Below are 19,148 nucleotides of genomic sequence, written 5' to 3'. Positions count from 1 at the left end.
CATGTCAAAAATTTTAATCATAGAAGATGAAGCCGCAATACGACGCGTGCTTACCAAAATCTTAACCGAAGAAAATAAAGCCTATCAGGTTGAAGAGGCCGAAGACGGTCTCGCCGGAATGGAAAAGATCAAAGATCAGGATTATGATCTGGTGCTTTGCGATATCAAAATGCCTAAAATGGATGGTGTTGAGGTGCTTGAAGCCACAAAAAAAATAAAGCCCGAAATCCCAATGGTGATGATTTCCGGGCACGGTGACCTGGATACTGCGGTGAATACGATGCGTTTGGGAGCCTTTGATTACATCTCAAAACCACCGGATTTAAACAGGTTACTAAATACTGTGCGCAATGCTTTAGACCGAAAAAATCTTGTTGTTGAAAATACGCGTCTAAAGAAAAAAGTAAGCAAGCAGTACGAGATGATCGGCGAGAGTGAACCTATTGCCAAGATCAAAGATATAATTGAAAAAGTAGCGCCTACCGAAGCACGCGTTTTGATCACCGGCCCTAACGGTACCGGGAAAGAACTCGTTGCACACTGGCTGCACGAAAAAAGTGACCGCGCAAAGGGACCAATGGTTGAGGTCAATTGTGCGGCGATTCCGTCTGAGTTGATCGAGAGCGAACTTTTTGGTCACGTAAAAGGTGCGTTTACCTCGGCAAATAAAGATCGCGCCGGAAAGTTTGAAGCCGCAAACGGCGGAACAATCTTCCTTGACGAAATTGGAGATATGAGTCTTTCGGCGCAGGCTAAGGTGTTGCGCGCTTTGCAAGAAAGCAGAGTGTCTCGCGTGGGTAGCGATAAAGATATTAAAGTTGATGTGCGGGTACTCGCAGCAACTAATAAAGATCTTAAAAAGGAGATCGCAGACGGAAAATTCAGAGAAGATCTCTATCACCGTCTTGCAGTGATTTTAATTCCGGTACCACCGCTTAATGATCGAAGAGATGATATACCACTTTTGGTACGTCATTTTGCAAATAAAGTTGCCGGCGAGCAAGGCACTACAGTTAAGAATTTTACAGGTAAGGCGGTAGAAAAACTACAGGAATACGATTGGACGGGTAACATACGCGAACTTCGTAATGTAGTTGAGCGCCTAATAATATTAGGAGGCAGCGAAGTCTCTGAAGAAGATGTACAACTCTTTGCCAGCAAATAAAAAGTAATACCAATACCATCGTATATGAAAGCTTCAGATTATCAAATCACCGCACCCATAAAACTAGCCGATCGTAAAACCCACGAGGATTTTGGTAAGACCAAAGAACTCGAGCAGGAGTTGGATGAGGTGAGTAAGAAGATTGCAGCTATTCAGAATGCGATGTACGCCCACGGAAAATATGCTGCGCTGATCTGCATTCAAGGAATGGATACAGCCGGAAAGGACAGCTTGATTCGCGAGGTTTTTAAAAATTTTAATGCCCGTGGTGTGGTCGTGCATAGTTTTAAAACACCAACTTCTCTAGAACTGGGACACGATTATTTGTGGCGTCATTACATCGCATTGCCGGCCAGAGGTAAGGTGGGCGTTTTTAATAGAACGCATTACGAGAATGTTTTGGTCACGCGTGTACATCCGGAATATATTTTAAATGAAAACATTCCCGGGATCAATGATGTTTCAGATATTGATGAAGCTTTTTGGGAAAAGCGTTTTGAGCAGATCAATAATTTTGAAAAGCACATCGCCGATAACGGAACGATCATTTTTAAATTCTTCCTGCACCTTTCAAAAGAAGAGCAAAAGCATCGATTATTACGCCGCTTAAATAAACCCAACAAAAACTGGAAGTTTTCAGCGGGCGACCTCAAAGAGCGTGCGCTATGGGATGAATACCAGCAGTGTTACGAAGATGCGATCAACAAAACGTCTAAATTTCACGCGCCTTGGTATGTTATTCCGGCAGATGACAAACCTACCGCACGCCTGATCTTAGCCAATATTCTTCTAGAAAAGCTTTCCTCGTATAAAGACATTGAAGAGCCAGAACTTGATGAGAAAACAAAAAGTAATATTGACGCCTACCGCAAACAGTTGGAATCAGAATAACGGCTGAGAACTTTTAAATATCAACTCCATAGTTAATGAAACTATCAAAAATCGGCACGGAAGTGGCGATTTTTCTGTTTAATCGCATAAATACCGCGAGAGAATATTATTTTTAGGACTCATCTAAAAACACAACTAATTTTGAAAAGAATTTTCCTCTTTGTCGTGTTGTTTGCAGGGTTTCATTTGGTTTCTGCACAAACAACTAAAGACTCTTTGCAACTGCGCAATTTTTATGATTTATCGCTTTTAGACGGCAACAGTTATGAGTGGCTTGACGAATTATCTAATGATATCGGAGCACGTCTAAGCGGAAGTGCCGGCGCTGAAAAAGCCGTGCAATGGGCAAAAAAAGAACTTGAATCTATCGGACTGGATAAAGTATGGTTACAGCCGGTGATGGTCCCAAAATGGGAACGAGGCGCGCCGGAAAAAGCACACATTAAAGGACCGGATGGTAGCATTGATGTGCCTGTTTGTGCTTTGGGAGGCTCGATCGCTACGACTGCTGACGGAGTCACCGCTGAAGTTGTTGAAGTTCAAGGAATAGAGGATCTGGCAAAATTTGGCGAAGCTCAACTAAAAGGTAAGATCGTTTTTTATAACCGTCCGATGCAGGCCGATCTGATCCAGACGTTTTCTGCTTACGGTGGTTGTGTAGATCAGCGTTATTCTGGAGCGCGAGAAGCGGCAAAGTACGGTGCCGTGGGCGTTATTGTACGCTCCATGAATCTAAGAATGGACGATCTTCCGCATACCGGTTCTATGTCTTACGGCGAATTGCCTAATGATAAGCGTATTCCGGCAGCCGCGATAAGCACTAATGGTGCGGCGCTGTTGAGTAAACTGCTTAAAAAGGACAAGAACACGCAATTTTATCTAAAAATGAATTGCAAGAATTATGAAGAAGATGTGCCTTCGTTCAATGTGATTGGTGAAATCACCGGAAGCGAAAAACCCAACGAATTTATGGTTGTTGGTGGCCATTTAGATTCTTGGGATCTAGGTGACGGAAGCCACGATGATGGTGCCGGTGTAGTACAAAGTATGGAGGTGTTGCGTTTGATGAAAGCTGCAAATTACCAACCGAAGCACAGCATACGCGTCGTTCTTTTTATGAATGAAGAAAACGGGTTACGTGGTGGCACTGAATATGCAAAAGTAGCGAAGCAAGAAGGCGAAAAACACGTTTTTGCTTTAGAAAGTGATGCAGGCGGTTTTACACCTCGGGGATTCTCTTTTGATGCTGATAAAGCCAATTTTGAGCAGGTTCAAAGTTGGATTCCGTTATTTAAACCATATTTAATTCACTTTTTCGAATTAGGCGGAAGCGGGGCAGATGTTGGTCCGTTAAAAGAAGAAGGAACTGTTCTGGCAGGATTACGTCCTGATTCGCAGCGTTATTTTGATCATCACCACGCTTCTAATGATACTTTTGATGCGGTAAACAAGCGAGAATTAGAATTGGGTGCAGCGACGATGACCAGTCTGGTTTATCTTTTTGACAACCACGGTGTGATTCCTCCTATAACTAACGAGAAGCCGCTTAAAGACTAAGATTGTTGTTAAACTTCTACTAAGTAAAGACCTCGTTTTCACGAGGTCTTTTAATTTTATAGCAAACCAAACTAACAACTAAATCATGGCAATTTTAGGTTCGCTTATTAAAGGCATCATTGATATTTCAGATAAGGTAATTCCGGAGTCTAATCCGTTAGAAGAGCAGGAGGAAGTTTTAAAATCTTTGCTTAAAAAAGCCAAGAACACACAGTTTGGAAGCTTCTACGGTTTTGAAGCTATTTTAGAGTCAGAAAATCCGGCAAAGACCTTTGCGGGAGAAGTTCCTTTTTTTGATTATAACAGCTTAAATGAAGAATGGTGGTCTAAGTTGCACGATGGGGAAAGTGATGTCACCTGGCCGGGAATACCGCATTATTTTGCGTTAAGCAGCGGTACCACCGGAAAAAGCAGCAAGCGTATTCCGGTGACTGATGAGATGGTTGATGCCATACGTATGGCAGGGATCAAACAGGTAGGAGCCTTGGCTCACTTTGATCTAGAGCCCGATTTTTTTGAAAAGGAAATTATGATGCTGGGAAGTTCTACCAATCTACAAGAACGCGATGGTCACGAAGAAGGCGAAATTAGTGGAATAAGCGCAAGTAATATTCCGTTTTGGTTTAGAGGCTATTACAAACCCGGAGAAGATATTGCAAAAATTGATGATTGGGATGAGCGTGTGCAGCATATTGCAGAGAAAGCCGAAGAATGGGATATTGGAGCCTTAAGCGGTATTCCAAGCTGGATTGAGCTGATGTTAGAGAAGGTCATTGAGCATCATAATTTGAATAATATTCACGAGATCTGGCCAAACTTGCAAGTGTACACCTCAGGTGGTGTGGCGTTTCAGCCTTATGAAAAGAGTTTCAATGCACTTCTAGGGAAACCCATCACCGTGATTGATACCTATTTGGCTTCCGAAGGCTTTATTGCTTTTCAAGCAAGACCTGAAACCGATGCGATGAAATTGGTAACTGATAACGGTATTTACTTTGAGTTTGTGCCTATGAACCCGGATTATATCAATCAAGACGGTTCTATAGTGCAAGATGCGCCTGTGGTGGGTCTGGCAGATGTAGAAGAAAATCAAGATTATATTTTAATTATTTCTACAGTTTCGGGAGCTTGGCGATATTTGATTGGCGACACCATTGCCTTTACTAACAAAGAACGCGCAGAAATTAAAATAACCGGGCGCACCAAATTTTTCCTGAATACGGTAGGTTCGCAACTTTCAGTAAATAAGATGGAAGCTGCGGTGCAGGAACTTGAGGAACAATTTGATATTAAAATTCCGGAATTTACTATCGCGGCAAAACGCAATCCCGAAGATGATGAGTTTTACCATTATTGGTATTTGGGAACCGAAACTTCAGTTTCTAATGAAGAATTGGCAGATGCTTTAGATAAAAGTTTGCAGGAAGCCAATAAGAATTACGGAGTGGCGCGAAGTAAAGCGCTTAAAGGCGTTTTTGTAAACACGGTGAGTCCTGAAATTTTCTACGAATGGAGTGGCGCCAACAAGAAAAAAGGCGGACAAGTAAAAATGGAAAAGGTGATGAATGAAGAAAAGTTCGCCGAATGGGAAGCCTTTGTAAAAGAACACGCTTAAACTTCGAGTTCTTCTTCTAGATTTTTATTTTCATTAATTAATAGCATAATCTCTTCCGGAGAAAGGTAGAGGCGTTTGATACGCGCTTTATATTTTGCTGAAATATGTGCGTGATTCAGGATAAAGTCTTTCGTGACTAAAATATACTTTCCCATTCCGTGCGAGACGGCAAAGGTGTCTGCTGCACGTTCTGCTTCTCTGATGAATTTTGGGAAATATAAATATTTTAAGCCAAACCAAACCAGTCCCAGACTGCTTCGGTTTTTATAATCCATAATATGGCCCAGTTCGTGGCCAATCCATCCAATTAGAACATCAGAAGGAATATCAGTGATCTTGAACGATTCGGTTTCAATCTGAATTTTTTCACTTATAAACACAAAATATTTCCGCTTTGCGCGCGGATTCAATAAAGAACTAAATGCCGGTTGCGCCTGCATCGTAGACTTTTTTATATCCTTCTTAAACCGAAACGCAATAGGTGTTTCTGCAAGTTCGGGGTAATACGAGAGTGCCACTTTAATTTCTTGGGCAAGAACATCCGGTATTTCTTTATGTGTCAATTCGGGATCGTTGTGCATAGAATGGTAAAGATACTCATAGCGCTCGCCTTGGGCTGTTAATTAGTTTTTAAAATGCATTCTCGGTTAAATTTAGAATAAGGTTCATTTTGGGTACAACTGTTCTTGAACTTAAATCTTACTTTTGCAGTCCTTAAAAAATACCGTCGTGCTATCAAATTATACTAAAGAATTTCGACATAATTTAAAGATCGCTTATCCCGTAATGCTGGGGCAATTGGGACATATTCTTGTCGCTTTAGCCGATAATCTAATGGTTGGGCGTTTGGGTGCTGCCCAACTGGCAGCTGTTTCTTTAGGTAACAGTCTTATTTTTATCGCACTGTCCTTGGGGATTGGTTTTTCATTTGCGATCACGCCTTTAGTTGCTGAAGCTGATGGTGCAGGCGATACACAAACCGGGCGTAATTATTTTCATCACGGGATCGTGATGTGTGCCTTAAATGGTATTTTACTTTTTGTTTTATTGCTGCTGGCCAAACCTATTTTGTACTATCTCGATCAGCCTGTCGAGGTTGTGGAGCTCGCTATCCCGTATATGGATATTGTGGCGTTTTCCTTGATTCCGTTGATGGTGTTTCAGGCATTTAAACAGTTTGCAGATGGCTTGTCAAACACGCGCTATGCGATGTATGCTACTCTGGTTTCTAATGTAGTTAACGTACTTTTTAACTTTCTCCTGATCTACGGCTTCTGGATCTTCCCGCGTTTGGAGTTAGTGGGTGCCGCTTATGGAACCTTGATCTCGCGATTCTTTATGCTGTGGATGCTGTATTATATTTTAAGCCGAAAAAAGAAGTTTCAACCGTATTTTGTATGGACAAGACGCAAAGCGTTTCAGCTTCCTATTTTTAAAAAGCTTTTTGATCTGGGCTTTCCTACGGCAATGCAAATGTTGTTTGAAGTGTCCTTGTTTACTTCCTGTATTTTCTTATCTGGAATTTTAGGTACTAATGCTCAGGCGGCAAACCAGATTGCACTCAATCTCGCGGCGATGACGTTTATGATCGCAGTGGGTCTTGGTGTTACCGCAACTATTAGAGTTGGGAATCAAAAAGGAAAGGCAGATTTTGAAAATATGCGGCGTATTGCTTTCTCGCTGTTCTTGCAGGTGTTTTTAATAGAAGCGGTTTTTGCCGTTGGGTTTATACTTCTCAAAGATATCCTACCCACATTTTATATTGATAATGTTGAAGTGATCCTGCTTGCAGCGCAGTTGCTTATTGTAGCAGCCCTTTTTCAATTGAGTGATGGTTTGCAGGTAGTGATTTTGGGAGCTTTGCGCGGATTGCAAGATGTGAATATCCCCACGTTTATTTGTTTTATCGCGTATTGGTTAATTGGCTTTCCGGTAGCTTGGTATTTTGGTCAGGAAGATCAGATGGCAAGTCAGGGAATTTGGTATGGTTTGCTTGCAGGGCTTAGTGCTTCGGCGGTGTTGTTGTATATTCGTTTTATTTATTTAAGCCGAAAACTGATTCATCAAGTTTCCGAAGGAAAAACTACAGCAGGCTAATTATGAACGAACTCCTCACAGACCAAATTTTTGAAAATCACAATTTCGCCGAAAATCCACTTGTAGCAGATTTTGAAGATTGCGTATTCAAGAGTTGTGTTTTTGCTAAAGCCAATCTTTCAAAGCTTACGTTTACCAATTGTACGTTTGAAAATTGCGATTTGAGTGGTGCCAAATTGATACAGACGGCCTTTCAAGAGTGTGACTTTTCGGCGTGCAAAATGCTTGGTATTGCTTTTGAAGCTTGTAACACCTTTCTTTTTCAGATCTATTGCTCGAGTTGTACGCTTGATTTTAGTAGTTTTTATCAAGTTGATTTGAGTTCGTCTCAGTTCAGCCAATGTCAATTAAAAGAAGCTGATTTTACCGAAGCCAATCTTACGGGTGTATTTCTTGACGAATGCAATCTTGCAGGAGCCACGTTTGACCAAACCAATCTGGAAAAAACCGATTTTTCTTCTGCGGTACATTATGAACTCAATCCTGATGAAAATAAAATACGCGGGGCGATCTTCAGCAAAGAAGGTTTAGCAGGATTACTCAGTAGTTACCACATTAAAATTGTTTGATCTTGAATCCGGAAAGCCTTATCGAACTTGCCTATTACAAAATGCCGTTTGGTAAATACCAAGATCGGTATCTTGTAGAAATCCCCGAGTATTATTTTACTTGGTTTAAGCAAAAAGGCTTTCCTGAAGGTAAACTGGGCTTTATGATGCAGCAAATGCACGAGATTAAAATCAATGGATTAGAAGAGCTTATTTTTAAAATCAAACGACAATACCCAGCGCCTCAGCCTAAAAGAAAACCTTAAAAATTATCCTAAAATCCGCTTAAAAGGTTCGTCAATAAATCGCTATCTTTGCATCCCGTAGACGCGCTCTTCATGTTAAAAAGAGCTTAAAAAATAATCAGGATACAGATGGCAGATACAAAGTACATCTTCGTCACGGGCGGGGTTTCTTCTTCATTAGGTAAAGGTATAATCGCAGCTTCATTGGCTAAATTACTTCAGGCTAGAGGCTATAGCGTGACTATTCAAAAATTAGACCCATACATTAATGTTGATCCGGGAACACTTAACCCTTATGAGCACGGAGAATGCTATGTTACCGATGATGGTGCAGAAACCGACTTAGATCTGGGACATTACGAGCGCTTTTTAAATGTAAATACTTCTCAGGCTAATAATGTGACCACAGGTCGTATTTATCAAAGCGTTATTGAAAAAGAGCGCCGCGGTGAATTTTTAGGTAAAACCGTTCAGGTGGTGCCGCATATTACTAATGAAATAAAAGAGCGTATCAAACATCTGGGGAACACCGGAGATTATGACATTGTGATCACTGAAATTGGCGGAACCGTTGGTGATATTGAGTCGTTACCGTATATCGAATCAGTACGTCAGTTAAAATGGGAATTGGGTGATGAGAATGCTTTGGTTATTCATTTAACGCTAGTTCCTTATCTGTCGGCTGCAGGTGAATTGAAAACTAAACCTACGCAGCACTCGGTAAAAACTTTGATGGAAAGCGGAATTAAAGCTGATATTTTGGTTTGTCGTACCGAGCACGAATTGAGCGATGATCTTCGTGAGAAGTTGGCGCTGTTTTGTAATGTGCGCAAAGAGGCGGTGATTCAGTCTATTGATGCATCAACGATTTATGATGTGCCTAACTTGATGTTAGAAGAAGGGCTTGATACCATCACGCTTCAGAAGCTTAGCTTATCTCAGGAGAATGAGCCGGAACTTATCCGCTGGAATGAATTCTTACGCAGACATAAAAATCCAAAGGCAGAGGTAACTATTGGTCTTATTGGTAAATACGTTGAGCTTCAGGATTCTTATAAATCGATCTTAGAAGCCTTTATTCACGCCGGTGCTGAAAACGAAGTGAAAGTACGCGTAGAACCTATTCATTCTGAATTTATTTCGCAGGATGTGATTCAGAATAAAATTTCAAAACTAGACGGTTTACTGGTTGCTCCAGGTTTTGGTGAGCGCGGTATTGAAGGAAAGATCAAAGCGGTGCAATATGCCCGTGAACATAAAATTCCGTTTTTAGGAATTTGCTTAGGAATGCAAATGGCAGTTATTGAATTCTCGCGCAACGTCGCAGGATTAAAAGATGCCAATTCTACCGAAATGCAAAAAGATACTTCGGCTCCTGTAATCTCGTTGATGGAAGATCAAAAAGATCTAAAGCATATGGGCGGAACGATGCGTTTAGGGGCTTGGGATTGTAAACTGGCTGCTGGTAGTATTGTTGCTGATGTTTATGATGCCGAAATGATCACCGAGCGTCACCGTCACCGTTACGAATTCAACGATTCTTATAGAGAAACGCTTGAAAAAGCCGGACTTAAAATCACGGGGACCAATCCAAAAACGGGCTTGGTAGAAATCATTGAGATGGAAGATCATCCTTGGTTTGTAGGCGTACAATACCATCCTGAATATAAGAGTACTGTGGCGAATCCGCATCCGCTTTTTGTGGCGTATGTTCAGGCTGCAGTAAAATACAGTCAATCAAAAAGTTCCGACAATGTGGCACATAACTAATCTATGGGATTGTTATTGCTTCTAGCCACTCAAGCATTTTAGCCGGGTTTCCCGTAAACTAAATTACACACGAATACAATTAGGCGTAAGCCTCGATGATTATGGAAGAAAAGAAATTTGACAAACAGTCAATGATTGGGTTCCTTTTAATAGGAGCTATTTTATTATTTATGCTTTGGCAAAACCAGCCTTCTGACGAAGAGCTTGCTGCGCAGAAAGCACAAGAGGAGCAAGTGGAAGCTCAGGAAGCAGCTGCGGAAAAAGCATCACAAACTGATGCTGTAGTTGAAAGCACCACGCCGCAAAATGATTCTTTGGCATTGGAGCGCTACAAAGCTACTTTAGGAAGTTTTGCGTACTCAGCAACTTTACCTTCAGCGACAGACGATGTTACCGAACTGGAGAATGATGTGCTAGCGCTTAAAGTGAGCAATAAAGGTGGTTTTATTACCGAAGCGCGTTTGAAGAATTTTAAAAGTTATGATTCGGTTCCTGTTTATCTAATTAAAGATGGAAACAGCAGATTTAATTTGACTTTCAGTACCACTGACAACCGCACGTTGAATAGTGAGAACCTGTACTTTGAACCTTCACTTTCAAAAGAAGGTGAGAATCAAGTACTTTCTATGAAGCTTAAAGTTTCTGATTCAGAATATTTAGAATACCGTTATACGCTGAAGCCAGACGATTATATGATGGGCTTCGGTATCAAAACTGTAGGGTTACAAAATGTAGTGAACACCTCGCAGCCTATCAATTTAGATTGGCAATTAAAGGGCTATCGTCACGCAAAAAGTATTACCTATGAAAACCGTTACACACGCCTAACCTATGAATATGAGGAAGGCGATCACGATAAATTAAGCCAGACCGGTGACGATGATGCGATCGAGACCAATGTAGACTGGTTTAACTTCAGACAGCATTTCTTCAGTTCTATATTATTAACCGATCAACCTTTTGACGAAGTGCGTTTTTCTTCTAAAAATCTGGTTGAAGATGAAGAAGTGGATACTGTATATACCAAGCAGTATGCTGCAAATATGCAACTGAAGCCGGTAAATGGTGAACTTAACTATGCGATGGACTTCTATTACGGTCCTACCGATTACCAGATCTTAAACAACTACGATCGTGATATTGATGAAGCAATGCCGCTAGGTTGGGGTATTTTTGGTGTGATCAACAAATACTTGATCATTCCGTTCTTTAATTTCTTGATCGCGTATTTCCCTGCGGGAATCGCTATTATTTTATTGACGATCTCCATCAAATTATTACTTTCTCCGGTGCAATACAAGCAGTACTTGTCTCAAGGGAAGATGAAGGTGTTAAGACCCGAGATCAATGAGATTAATGAGAAGTATGCAGATAACCCAATGAAGAAGCAGCAAGAAACGATGAAGCTGTATAGTAAAGCCGGTGCCAGCCCCTTGAGTGGGTGTATTCCCGGATTGCTTCAGATTCCTGTGTTTTATGCTTTATTTACCTTTTTTCCTTCGGCATTTGCATTAAGACATAAGAGCTTCCTATGGGCAGACGATTTATCGAGCTATGATAAAATTGCAGACTTACCGTTCCATATTCCGTTTTACGGAGATCACGTGAGCTTGTTCCCGATTCTAGCGTCTATTGCGATCTTTATTTATATGACGATGACCACCGGTCAAAGTATGCAGCAAGCGCAGCAACCGGGAATGCCTAATATGAAATTCCTAATGTATTTGTCGCCGATTATGATGTTGTTTTTCTTCAACAACTATGCGAGTGGATTGAGTTTGTACTACTTTATTTCAAACCTGATCACCATCGGAATTATGCTTGTGATCAAGAATTTTATTTTAGATGAAGATAAAATTCACGCGAAGATCGCTACAGCTAAGGCAAAGCCGAAAAAGAAAAGCAAATTCTCTCAGAAGTTCTCTGAGATGATGGAGCAAGCTGAAAAACAGCAACGCAATAAGTAATCTTTTTTGTCCCAACTTAAATAGAAAAACCCTTCAAGAATTCTTGAAGGGTTTTTTGTTGCAATTTTTCTTTTCAATGGATTATAAGCCCGGAAGTAAAACGGTGTCAATAGCGTGAACCACTCCGTTAGAAGCTTGTACATCAGTTACTACGATAGTGCTCACTCTTCCGTTAGCATCTGTAAGCGTAGCATTAGAAGCATCTACTTCAATAGCACCGCCTAAAGTAGTTACTGTTCCTGTAGTAAGATCTTCAGCTCTTACATTAGCTCCGTTCACCACGTGTAATGAAAGCGCTGCGGCAAGTACGCTCGTATCTAGATCACCAAAGCCTGAAATTTCAAGCTCTGCTAATAGATTAGCAAAAGCATCATTAGTTGGAGCGAAAACGGTAAAGGTTCCTGCAGAAGTCAGCGTATTTACAAAAGAGAAAGACGCATCGGCTGTAAGTGCTGTTTCTAATTGTGTAAAAGTAGGATCAGCCACTGCAAAAGTTGCAACGGTAGGCAATGCGATCACGGCATCTACAGTATGCACAATTCCATTAGAGAATTCAAAATCTGTGGCAGTTACATTAGCACCACCCTCAAGTTCAGAACCTCCATTAATAGTAACTACATCGCTATCTACATTGATGTACATGCTTAGATTTGCATCTGTATCTGCATAGGTAGCCAAGTTATTTACATACCCGGTCGCCAAACTGCTCGCACGTGCTTCTACTGCTAAAACGTGATTCAATAAGATTTGCGTCAAATCTTCTACCGGAACATCAGCAACGGCGGTTCCGCCCAAATACGCCTCAAATGCAGCGTTATTGGGAGCAAACACTGTATAAGTTCCTTCTGCATCAAGGGTTGCAGTAAGACCAGTGCGGTCTAGTGCTTCTGCTAAAGAAGAATAATCTTCTTCACTTGCGACAAAATCTGCAATAGTTTCAGATTCTTCAGTGATCATCCCGGCATCATCGTCATCGCTACACGATGTAAACCCCGCTAGTAGTGCGGTAAACAGGATTAATTGGATTTTTGTTGTTAACTTTTTCATAGGATTTGATTTTTGATTTTGGTAAAAATAGAAGTTGTTTACACTCAGAATGTTTAATAGATAGTTAAAAAGGTTAAACAAAAACTTATATTTTTATTCATGAGCTTCGATGTGGCCAAGCAGGAAAACTCTTTTAAACTTTCGTAATTTTGCATCATAGAATTCGACTTAGCATTCAAATTAAACAGTATGAAAACCGTAGTTGTAGGTCTTAGTGGTGGAGTAGATAGTAGTGTTTCTGCCTATTTGCTAAAGGAAGCCGGATATAATGTTATTGGCCTTTTTATGAAGAATTGGCATGATGATTCGGTGACTATTTCAGATGAATGTCCGTGGCTTGATGATAGTAACGATGCGATGTTAGTCGCCGAAAAACTAGGTATTCCTTTTCAAACGGTGGATTTAAGTGAGCAATATAAAGAGCGTATTGTAGACTATATGTTTCGCGAATATGAGATGGGCCGCACCCCTAATCCTGATGTGCTGTGTAATCGGGAGATCAAGTTTGATGTCTTTATGAAGATCGCCCTAGAATTGGGCGCAGACTTTGTTGCTACAGGGCATTATTGTCAGCGAGGCGAGACAGAGGTTGATGGCAAATCGGTTTATCAATTGCTTGCCGGCGCCGATGCTAACAAAGATCAGTCCTATTTCTTATGCCAGTTATCTCAAGAGCAGTTGTCTAAAACTTTATTTCCTATTGGGCATTTGCAAAAAAGCGAAGTGCGTAAGATAGCAAAGGAACAAGATTTGGTCACTGCAGAGAAGAAAGACTCTCAAGGCTTATGTTTTATAGGAAAAGTGCGTTTGCCAGATTTCCTTCAACAGCAATTGAAGCCTAAAGAAGGTGTGATCGTTGAAATTTCAGCAGCACGCGCCCAGGAAAAAATTGAAGATTTACACGAGAATAGCGCTGCAGATATAGCTGTAGAAGATGTTACCGTTTTAGCTAAAAAGCCAAAATACAGCTTAACCGATGGAAAAATCGTTGGGAAACATCAAGGCGCACATTACTTTACAAAAGGACAGCGTAAGGGACTCGCAGTAGGCGGGACTCCCGAGCCACTTTTTGTTATTGATACTGATGTTGAGGAAAATATCATTTACACCGGGCAAGGTAAAGAGCATCCGGGATTATTGCGCAAGGCACTTTTTGTACAGGAAAGTGAAGTGCATTATATTAGAGAAGACCTCAAGCTAGCAGAAGGTGAAGTTAGAGCAACAAAAGCACGTATACGTTACCGCCAGCCGCTAGAAAATGCGTGGTTACACAAAGTGGAAAATGGTCTGTTTGTTTCATTTGATAATCCACAAGCTGCGATTAGCGAAGGACAATTTGTTGCTTGGTATGACGGCGCAGAATGTCTAGGCAGCGGTGTAATCTCATAAACCTTTATTTTGAATAGAATAACAGCACTTTTTGATATTGAATATCCATTAATTCAAGCCGGAATGGTCTGGAATAGTGGCTGGGAACTCGCCAGCGCTGTGAGTAATGCCGGAGGGCTGGGACTTCTTGGTGCAGGTTCTATGTATCCTGAAGTGTTACGCGAGCATATTCAAAAATGCAAAGCGGCTACCATAAAACCTTTTGGTGTCAACGTACCACTGCTATATCCTGATATCGATAAATTAATGCAAATCATTATCGAGGAAGGAGTACAAATCGTCTTCACCAGTGCCGGAAACCCTAAAACCTGGACTTCACATCTCAAAGAGCATGGTATAAAAGTCGTGCACGTGGTGAGTAGTGTAAAGTTTGCTTTGAAAGCGCAAGAAGCAGGTGTGGATGCCGTGGTTGCTGAAGGCTTTGAAGCAGGAGGCCATAACGGTCGGGAGGAGACGACAACGTTCACATTGATTCCTATGGTGAAAGAGCAACTTGATATCCCTTTAATTGCTGCCGGCGGTATTGCTACCGGAAAAGGGATGCTCGCTGCGATGATTTTAGGAGCAGATGGTGTGCAGATCGGCAGCAGATTTGTAGCTACGCCTGAAGCCAGCAGTCATCAAGCATTTAAAGATCTGGTGGTGGAGGCCAAAGAAGGCGCTACCGAACTTACACTAAAAGAGCTTGCTCCCGTAAGATTACTTAAAAATAAGTTCTATACTGATGTGAAGCGGCTTTATGAAACAACGGCTACTAAAGAGCAACTCAGTGCTTTACTAGGCCGAGGAAGAGCTAAAAAAGGAATGTTCGAGGGTGATCTTGAAGAAGGCGAACTCGAAATCGGTCAAATCGCCGGACTCATTCATGAGATCAAGCCTGCGGCAGCTGTGGTAGACGAGATTATTTCAGAATTTCAAGCAACAAAACTCCCTGAGTTATAAACATAGAAAAGGGCGCTATGAGCGCCCTTTTTACTTTTTAATTAATTCTTATTATACCGTTTCTTGCGACCAAGTCATCGATTCAAAAATCTCTTGAATCATCGCCTTATATTCAGCATCAGAATCACCTTTAACCGCCATTGAAAAGTCGGCATAAACCGGTTGTGAATCTCCTGAAGCATTTAATTGAATCAAGTAATGATCTACCTGTGCAGAACCAATACTATTCAATGCTCGATAAGAATACACCTCGTATTCACCCATTTTCTCTGGGGTGTTGCTTTCAATCTTTTGCTCCAAAGCTTCATCGTTGCTCATGGTCATAGAAACAATGAATCCGTCAGTCAAACCACCGTAGAAGGAGTTGTCTTTACCGGTGTATCTAATGATCATTTGTGTACCTGATCCTTCTACCGAAGCTCGCTCGGGATGCAAAAAGCTCAACTTCCAACCTTCCATAAGGCTCGGACTCTTATAAACTTCGTATCCTTCAGGAACTACTTCTTCAGCAGGTGGTTGCGGTTTAGTAAGTTCGGTTTCTGCAGGTTTGTTTTCAGCTAGATCTTTTTTAGTTGTTTGCGTATTACACGCCAAAATCGCTAACGAAAAAATAGCTGTTCCTGTATATATCAATAAACGTTTCATCTTTTTAGATTTTAATGTTTAGAGCTAAACTAGGGCTATATTCCACAGCCTAATGCTTAAGAAGTATTAAAAAAATTCAGGTTTTGTTAAGCTCTGTTAAGTGAAAATTCTAAAAATTCACATAATTTAAAATACTAATATGTTGATTAACAGATGAGTGTTTGATACGCTTAATAAAAGCGGTTATGAATGTTAAATGTGTATAAAGAAGACTACGCGCGTTCTGGTAAAATCTGTTTTTTAAGCTGAAGTAGACTTTTTCCTGATTGAGTCTTTACAAATTTATGCAGGTGACTTTCATCAGTAAACCCGAAATCAAGACTGAGTTGTTTGGTGCTCAAGTGACCGTGTTTGAGTCGCTGTTTTAATAGGTTGAAGCGATAATCCTGAATGTACTTTTTAAGCGAAGCTCCAATGTTCTTTTTAAAAAGGATCCCGATGTAGTTTGGCGAATAGTGAAAATGCTGCGCGATCTGCTTTTGAGAAACACTTTTAGGATCATAAATGTTAAGCTCAATATATTCTAGCAAGGCTTCGGTGATATCTGAGTCGGCTCTTCGTTGTTGCTTTTTATCGCAGTTCGGCCCATTTCTATTCAATACCAATAAAATGGCTTTAAAGTGATGATTGACCAGCTTTTTGCTTAAAAGTGCATTACGTTCATATTCGGTTACAATGAGCTTAAACAGATCGTCAACAATACTAACGTCCTCTTTGTTTCTCAGCAAATTCCGTTTTCTACTCCATTTTTTACTCAACAATTTATCAATATGTTGATTCCATACCGCCGGATTTTCGCCATCAAAGGTGTCAAAGTAGAGTTTGGTAAATTTAAAATAGACAAAGTTTGTCGTCTCTTCAATAATGAATTCGTGTTCGTCTTCGGGTCCTAGTAAATAGAGGTGTCCGGGCTCGTAGGGCACCAGACTATTGTTGAGATGGTGAATGCCGCTGCCAGACCTGATGAAGATCACTTCATAATGATTGTGGTTGTGCAACGGATGCTGCCAAACATCAGTAGTAAAGTCGTCAACGATCAATCTGTTAAACTGAGTATAACGTTTCATAATGTAAAATTACAGTTTAATCATTTGTTTTTACAAGAAAGTTGAAGTCGTTCTGTTGTTATTTCGTAGAAAAGAAAAACAGCTAATGCTTAAAACTGAAGAACTGTCCCAAACGGCAGGACTTCAATATAGCCTTAACCCACCTCACAGTTATGACTAGGAAACAAGCAGCCTATACGTTGGCGCGATTGCCTATCGGGTTTAGTTTTTTAGGACACGGTTTTATACGTATCCCTAAACTCACGGCTTTTGCACAAGGTATGACCAACTCCTTTGCCGAAACCTATTTGCCGGTTGAACTCGTTAAGCCTTTCGCCCTTATACTTCCATTTGTCGAGTTGTTATTGGGAATAGCGCTTATCATTGGTTTTAAAGCAAAGGAGACTGCTGCTGTGAGTATTGTACTAGTGTGCGTACTCATTTTTGGCAGCTCGTTTCAAGAAAATTGGTCGGCGGTTGCGATTCAACTCTTTTACGGATTGTACCTCGCAATCCTCTTCTTGTTTTCAGAATACAATCAAGGCGTTTTAAGCAAAAGCAACTAACAACAAAAAAAGCTATGGATTTACAGTTAAAAGGAAAATCTGCATTGGTAACCGGTTCTACTGCCGGAATAGGAAAAGCCATTGCCAAAGGTCTGGCGCAAGAAGGTGCGCACGTAATTATCAATGGAAGAAAAGCCAAGGATATCGCAGAAGTTATTAAAGACTTGAAGAAAGAAACCGGAAATGAAGAAATTACAGGTATCGTTGCCGACTTCGCAAAAAAGGAGCACATTGACCATCTTCTAGAGGAGATTCCTGATGTAGATATTCTCGTGAATAATGTGGGGATTTTTAATCAGGTTGATTTTGAGAATATCACAGATGACGAATGGTTTGAGATGTTTGAAGTGAATGTGATGAGTGGCGTACGTCTCGCGCGTCATTATTTCCCTAAAATGTTGAAGAAAAATGAAGGCCGAATTATTTTCATCTCAAGTGAATCTGCGCTGAATATTCCAACCGAAATGGTGCATTATGGCTTTAGTAAAACCGCCCAACTTGCGATCTCCAGAGGTTTAGCAAGGCTGAGTAAGGGAACTAATGTGACTGTAAACAGTGTATTGCCGGGGCCAACAATGAGTAGAGCGAATGCCAATGATCTCAAGGAAACTGCCAAAGAACAGGATACTTCAGTAGAAAAGGTTGTTGAAGCGTTTTTTGAAGAGCGCAGACCAACTTCCCTCATTCAACGCTTTGCAGAAACAGAAGAGGTAGCTAATATGGTCGTTTATGTTGCGAGTCCGCTTTCAGCAGCTACAAATGGGGCCGCATTACGTGTTGATGGCGGTGTGGCAAACTATATCGTATAGCTATGAGGAATACAATCACAGTAGCGATTGCCATCTTTGTTGGGTTTTTAGTCCAAGCGCAGGAAATAAAGACAATTAAGGTCGAAAACAACTTGTATATGGTGGGCGACCGTACCTATTCTTGCTTTTATGTGACTGATGATCAAGTTGTGGTTATAGATCCTTTAGATGCACGACATGCTGAAGCTACAATGAAGGCTATAAACAAGGTGACTGATTTGCCGGTTAAAACAGTATTTTACAGTCATAATCATTGGGATCATATCAGCGGAGCTCAAATTTTTAAAGCGGAAGGTGCAACAATCATTAGTCACGAGAAAGCAGCACAAACGATTACGCCCAATCCGGATGTTTTGATGCCTGATCAAACCTGGACGGGAAGCGATACCATTTATTCCATTGGAAATAAGCAAATCGAGTTATTTTTCTACGGAAGAAATCACGGAGACGGAATGACCGTATTTAGATTTCCCGAGCATAACATCGTTTTTACCATTGATCTCGTGGTGCCAGATCGCGTGCTTTATGCATACCTCCCGGACGCTGACCCTAAAAACTGGGTGGCATCGCTAAAAGAGATTCAGCAATTGGATTTTGATACTTTATTGATGTCGCACGTGCGTGCTGTAGGTACGCGCAAAGACCTCACGCTGATGCAAAACTACTTTGATGATTTGTATGCGGCAGTTCAAACAGAGCTGGATAACGGGACTAATCTGTTTAAGATTCCAAATAAGGTTGAGTTGCCAAAATACAAACATTGGAAAAATTATGAAGAATGGCTGCCTATGAACGTATGGCGCATTCTTATGGAAAAATCAATAGGACAATAATTAGAAAATAAAAAGC

The 19,148-nt window shown here is 40.9% G+C and carries 18 protein-coding genes; 14 read left to right on the top strand and 4 right to left on the bottom strand.

Annotated elements, in window-relative coordinates; genetic code table 11:
• Position 1 precedes the first annotated feature (1 nt).
• The 4 genes from LDL79_RS03500 (at position 2) to LDL79_RS03485 (ending at position 5,228) form a co-directional block, all read left to right on the top strand.
• Complete coding sequence (locus LDL79_RS03500) at positions 2-1,165, top strand: sigma-54-dependent transcriptional regulator (protein WP_225599172.1); 1,164 nt, start codon at positions 2-4, stop codon at positions 1,163-1,165.
• 24 nt (positions 1,166-1,189) lie between these two features.
• The gene (locus LDL79_RS03495; protein ID WP_225599171.1) at positions 1,190-2,056 is read left to right on the top strand and encodes a PPK2 family polyphosphate kinase; all 867 of its coding nucleotides are present in this window, start codon (positions 1,190-1,192) and stop codon (positions 2,054-2,056) included.
• A 141-nt stretch (positions 2,057-2,197) separates the two neighbouring features.
• Positions 2,198-3,613: a M20/M25/M40 family metallo-hydrolase gene (locus LDL79_RS03490; RefSeq protein WP_394372598.1), complete on the top strand. Its 1,416-nt coding sequence runs from the start codon at positions 2,198-2,200 to the stop codon at positions 3,611-3,613.
• Positions 3,614-3,698: 85 nt separating this feature from the next.
• Positions 3,699-5,228 (top strand): GH3 family acyl-acid amido synthetase, encoded by a 1,530-nt coding sequence (locus LDL79_RS03485; RefSeq protein ID WP_225599170.1) that lies wholly within the window; start codon positions 3,699-3,701, stop codon positions 5,226-5,228.
• Here the strand turns inward: LDL79_RS03485 and LDL79_RS03480 are convergent.
• Positions 5,225-5,809, bottom strand: coding sequence for a hypothetical protein (locus LDL79_RS03480; RefSeq protein WP_225599169.1), 585 nt, complete (start codon positions 5,807-5,809; stop codon positions 5,225-5,227). The genes LDL79_RS03485 and LDL79_RS03480 overlap by 4 nt on opposite strands.
• A gap of 205 nt (positions 5,810-6,014) precedes the next feature.
• On the opposite strand from LDL79_RS03480, the gene LDL79_RS03475 reads away from it, so the two are divergent.
• The 5 genes from LDL79_RS03475 to yidC all read left to right on the top strand — a co-directional run bounded on the left by LDL79_RS03475 (position 6,015) and on the right by yidC (position 11,855).
• A complete protein-coding gene (locus LDL79_RS03475) occupies positions 6,015-7,325 on the top strand; it encodes an MATE family efflux transporter (protein WP_225599927.1) in 1,311 nt (436 codons plus the stop codon).
• 2 nt (positions 7,326-7,327) lie between these two features.
• Entirely contained in the window at positions 7,328-7,894 is a 567-nt protein-coding gene (locus LDL79_RS03470) for a pentapeptide repeat-containing protein (RefSeq protein ID WP_225599168.1), read from the top strand.
• A gap of 2 nt (positions 7,895-7,896) precedes the next feature.
• Positions 7,897-8,139 carry a DUF3820 family protein gene (locus LDL79_RS03465; protein ID WP_084673160.1) on the top strand — a complete coding sequence of 81 codons (243 nt, stop codon included), beginning with the start codon at positions 7,897-7,899 and terminating at the stop codon, positions 8,137-8,139.
• A gap of 108 nt (positions 8,140-8,247) precedes the next feature.
• Positions 8,248-9,888, top strand: a complete 1,641-nt coding sequence (locus tag LDL79_RS03460; protein ID WP_072983701.1) for a CTP synthase — start codon at positions 8,248-8,250, stop codon at positions 9,886-9,888.
• A gap of 101 nt (positions 9,889-9,989) precedes the next feature.
• The gene (yidC, locus tag LDL79_RS03455; protein ID WP_225599167.1) at positions 9,990-11,855 is read left to right on the top strand and encodes a membrane protein insertase YidC; all 1,866 of its coding nucleotides are present in this window, start codon (positions 9,990-9,992) and stop codon (positions 11,853-11,855) included.
• Positions 11,856-11,936: 81 nt separating this feature from the next.
• On the opposite strand, the gene LDL79_RS03450 is transcribed toward yidC, so the two are convergent.
• Positions 11,937-12,902 carry a fasciclin domain-containing protein gene (locus LDL79_RS03450; RefSeq protein ID WP_225599166.1) on the bottom strand — a complete coding sequence of 322 codons (966 nt, stop codon included), beginning with the start codon at positions 12,900-12,902 and terminating at the stop codon, positions 11,937-11,939.
• 189 nt (positions 12,903-13,091) lie between these two features.
• Between LDL79_RS03450 and mnmA the strand changes: the two genes are divergently transcribed.
• Both mnmA and LDL79_RS03440 read left to right on the top strand, forming a co-directional pair.
• Positions 13,092-14,291 carry a tRNA 2-thiouridine(34) synthase MnmA gene (gene mnmA / locus LDL79_RS03445; protein ID WP_225599165.1) on the top strand — a complete coding sequence of 400 codons (1,200 nt, stop codon included), beginning with the start codon at positions 13,092-13,094 and terminating at the stop codon, positions 14,289-14,291.
• A 6-nt stretch (positions 14,292-14,297) separates the two neighbouring features.
• Positions 14,298-15,233, top strand: coding sequence for an NAD(P)H-dependent flavin oxidoreductase (locus LDL79_RS03440; protein ID WP_225599926.1), 936 nt, complete (start codon positions 14,298-14,300; stop codon positions 15,231-15,233).
• A gap of 51 nt (positions 15,234-15,284) precedes the next feature.
• On the opposite strand, the gene LDL79_RS03435 is transcribed toward LDL79_RS03440, so the two are convergent.
• Together LDL79_RS03435 and LDL79_RS03430 are read right to left on the bottom strand one after the other, a co-directional pair.
• Positions 15,285-15,878, bottom strand: a complete 594-nt coding sequence (locus LDL79_RS03435; protein WP_225599164.1) for a hypothetical protein — start codon at positions 15,876-15,878, stop codon at positions 15,285-15,287.
• 212 nt (positions 15,879-16,090) lie between these two features.
• On the bottom strand, positions 16,091-16,945 hold the full coding sequence (locus tag LDL79_RS03430) for an AraC family transcriptional regulator (protein ID WP_225599163.1): 855 nt from the start codon (positions 16,943-16,945) through the stop codon (positions 16,091-16,093).
• A 152-nt stretch (positions 16,946-17,097) separates the two neighbouring features.
• Between LDL79_RS03430 and LDL79_RS03425 the strand changes: the two genes are divergently transcribed.
• The 3 genes from LDL79_RS03425 to LDL79_RS03415 are packed head-to-tail and all read left to right on the top strand — an operon-like array spanning position 17,098 to position 19,132.
• Complete coding sequence (locus tag LDL79_RS03425; protein ID WP_225599162.1) at positions 17,098-17,490, top strand: DoxX family protein; 393 nt, start codon at positions 17,098-17,100, stop codon at positions 17,488-17,490.
• Between the two features lie 14 nt (positions 17,491-17,504).
• Positions 17,505-18,299: an SDR family NAD(P)-dependent oxidoreductase gene (locus tag LDL79_RS03420; protein ID WP_225599161.1), complete on the top strand. Its 795-nt coding sequence runs from the start codon at positions 17,505-17,507 to the stop codon at positions 18,297-18,299.
• A 2-nt stretch (positions 18,300-18,301) separates the two neighbouring features.
• Entirely contained in the window at positions 18,302-19,132 is an 831-nt protein-coding gene (locus LDL79_RS03415) for an MBL fold metallo-hydrolase (RefSeq protein ID WP_225599160.1), read from the top strand.
• The last annotated feature ends 16 nt before the right edge of the window (positions 19,133-19,148 follow it).

The organism is Leeuwenhoekiella palythoae (genome assembly GCF_020310025.1).
Lineage (GTDB): Bacteria > Bacteroidota > Bacteroidia > Flavobacteriales > Flavobacteriaceae > Leeuwenhoekiella > Leeuwenhoekiella palythoae.
This window is presented reverse-complemented; position numbering and strand designations above follow the sequence as displayed.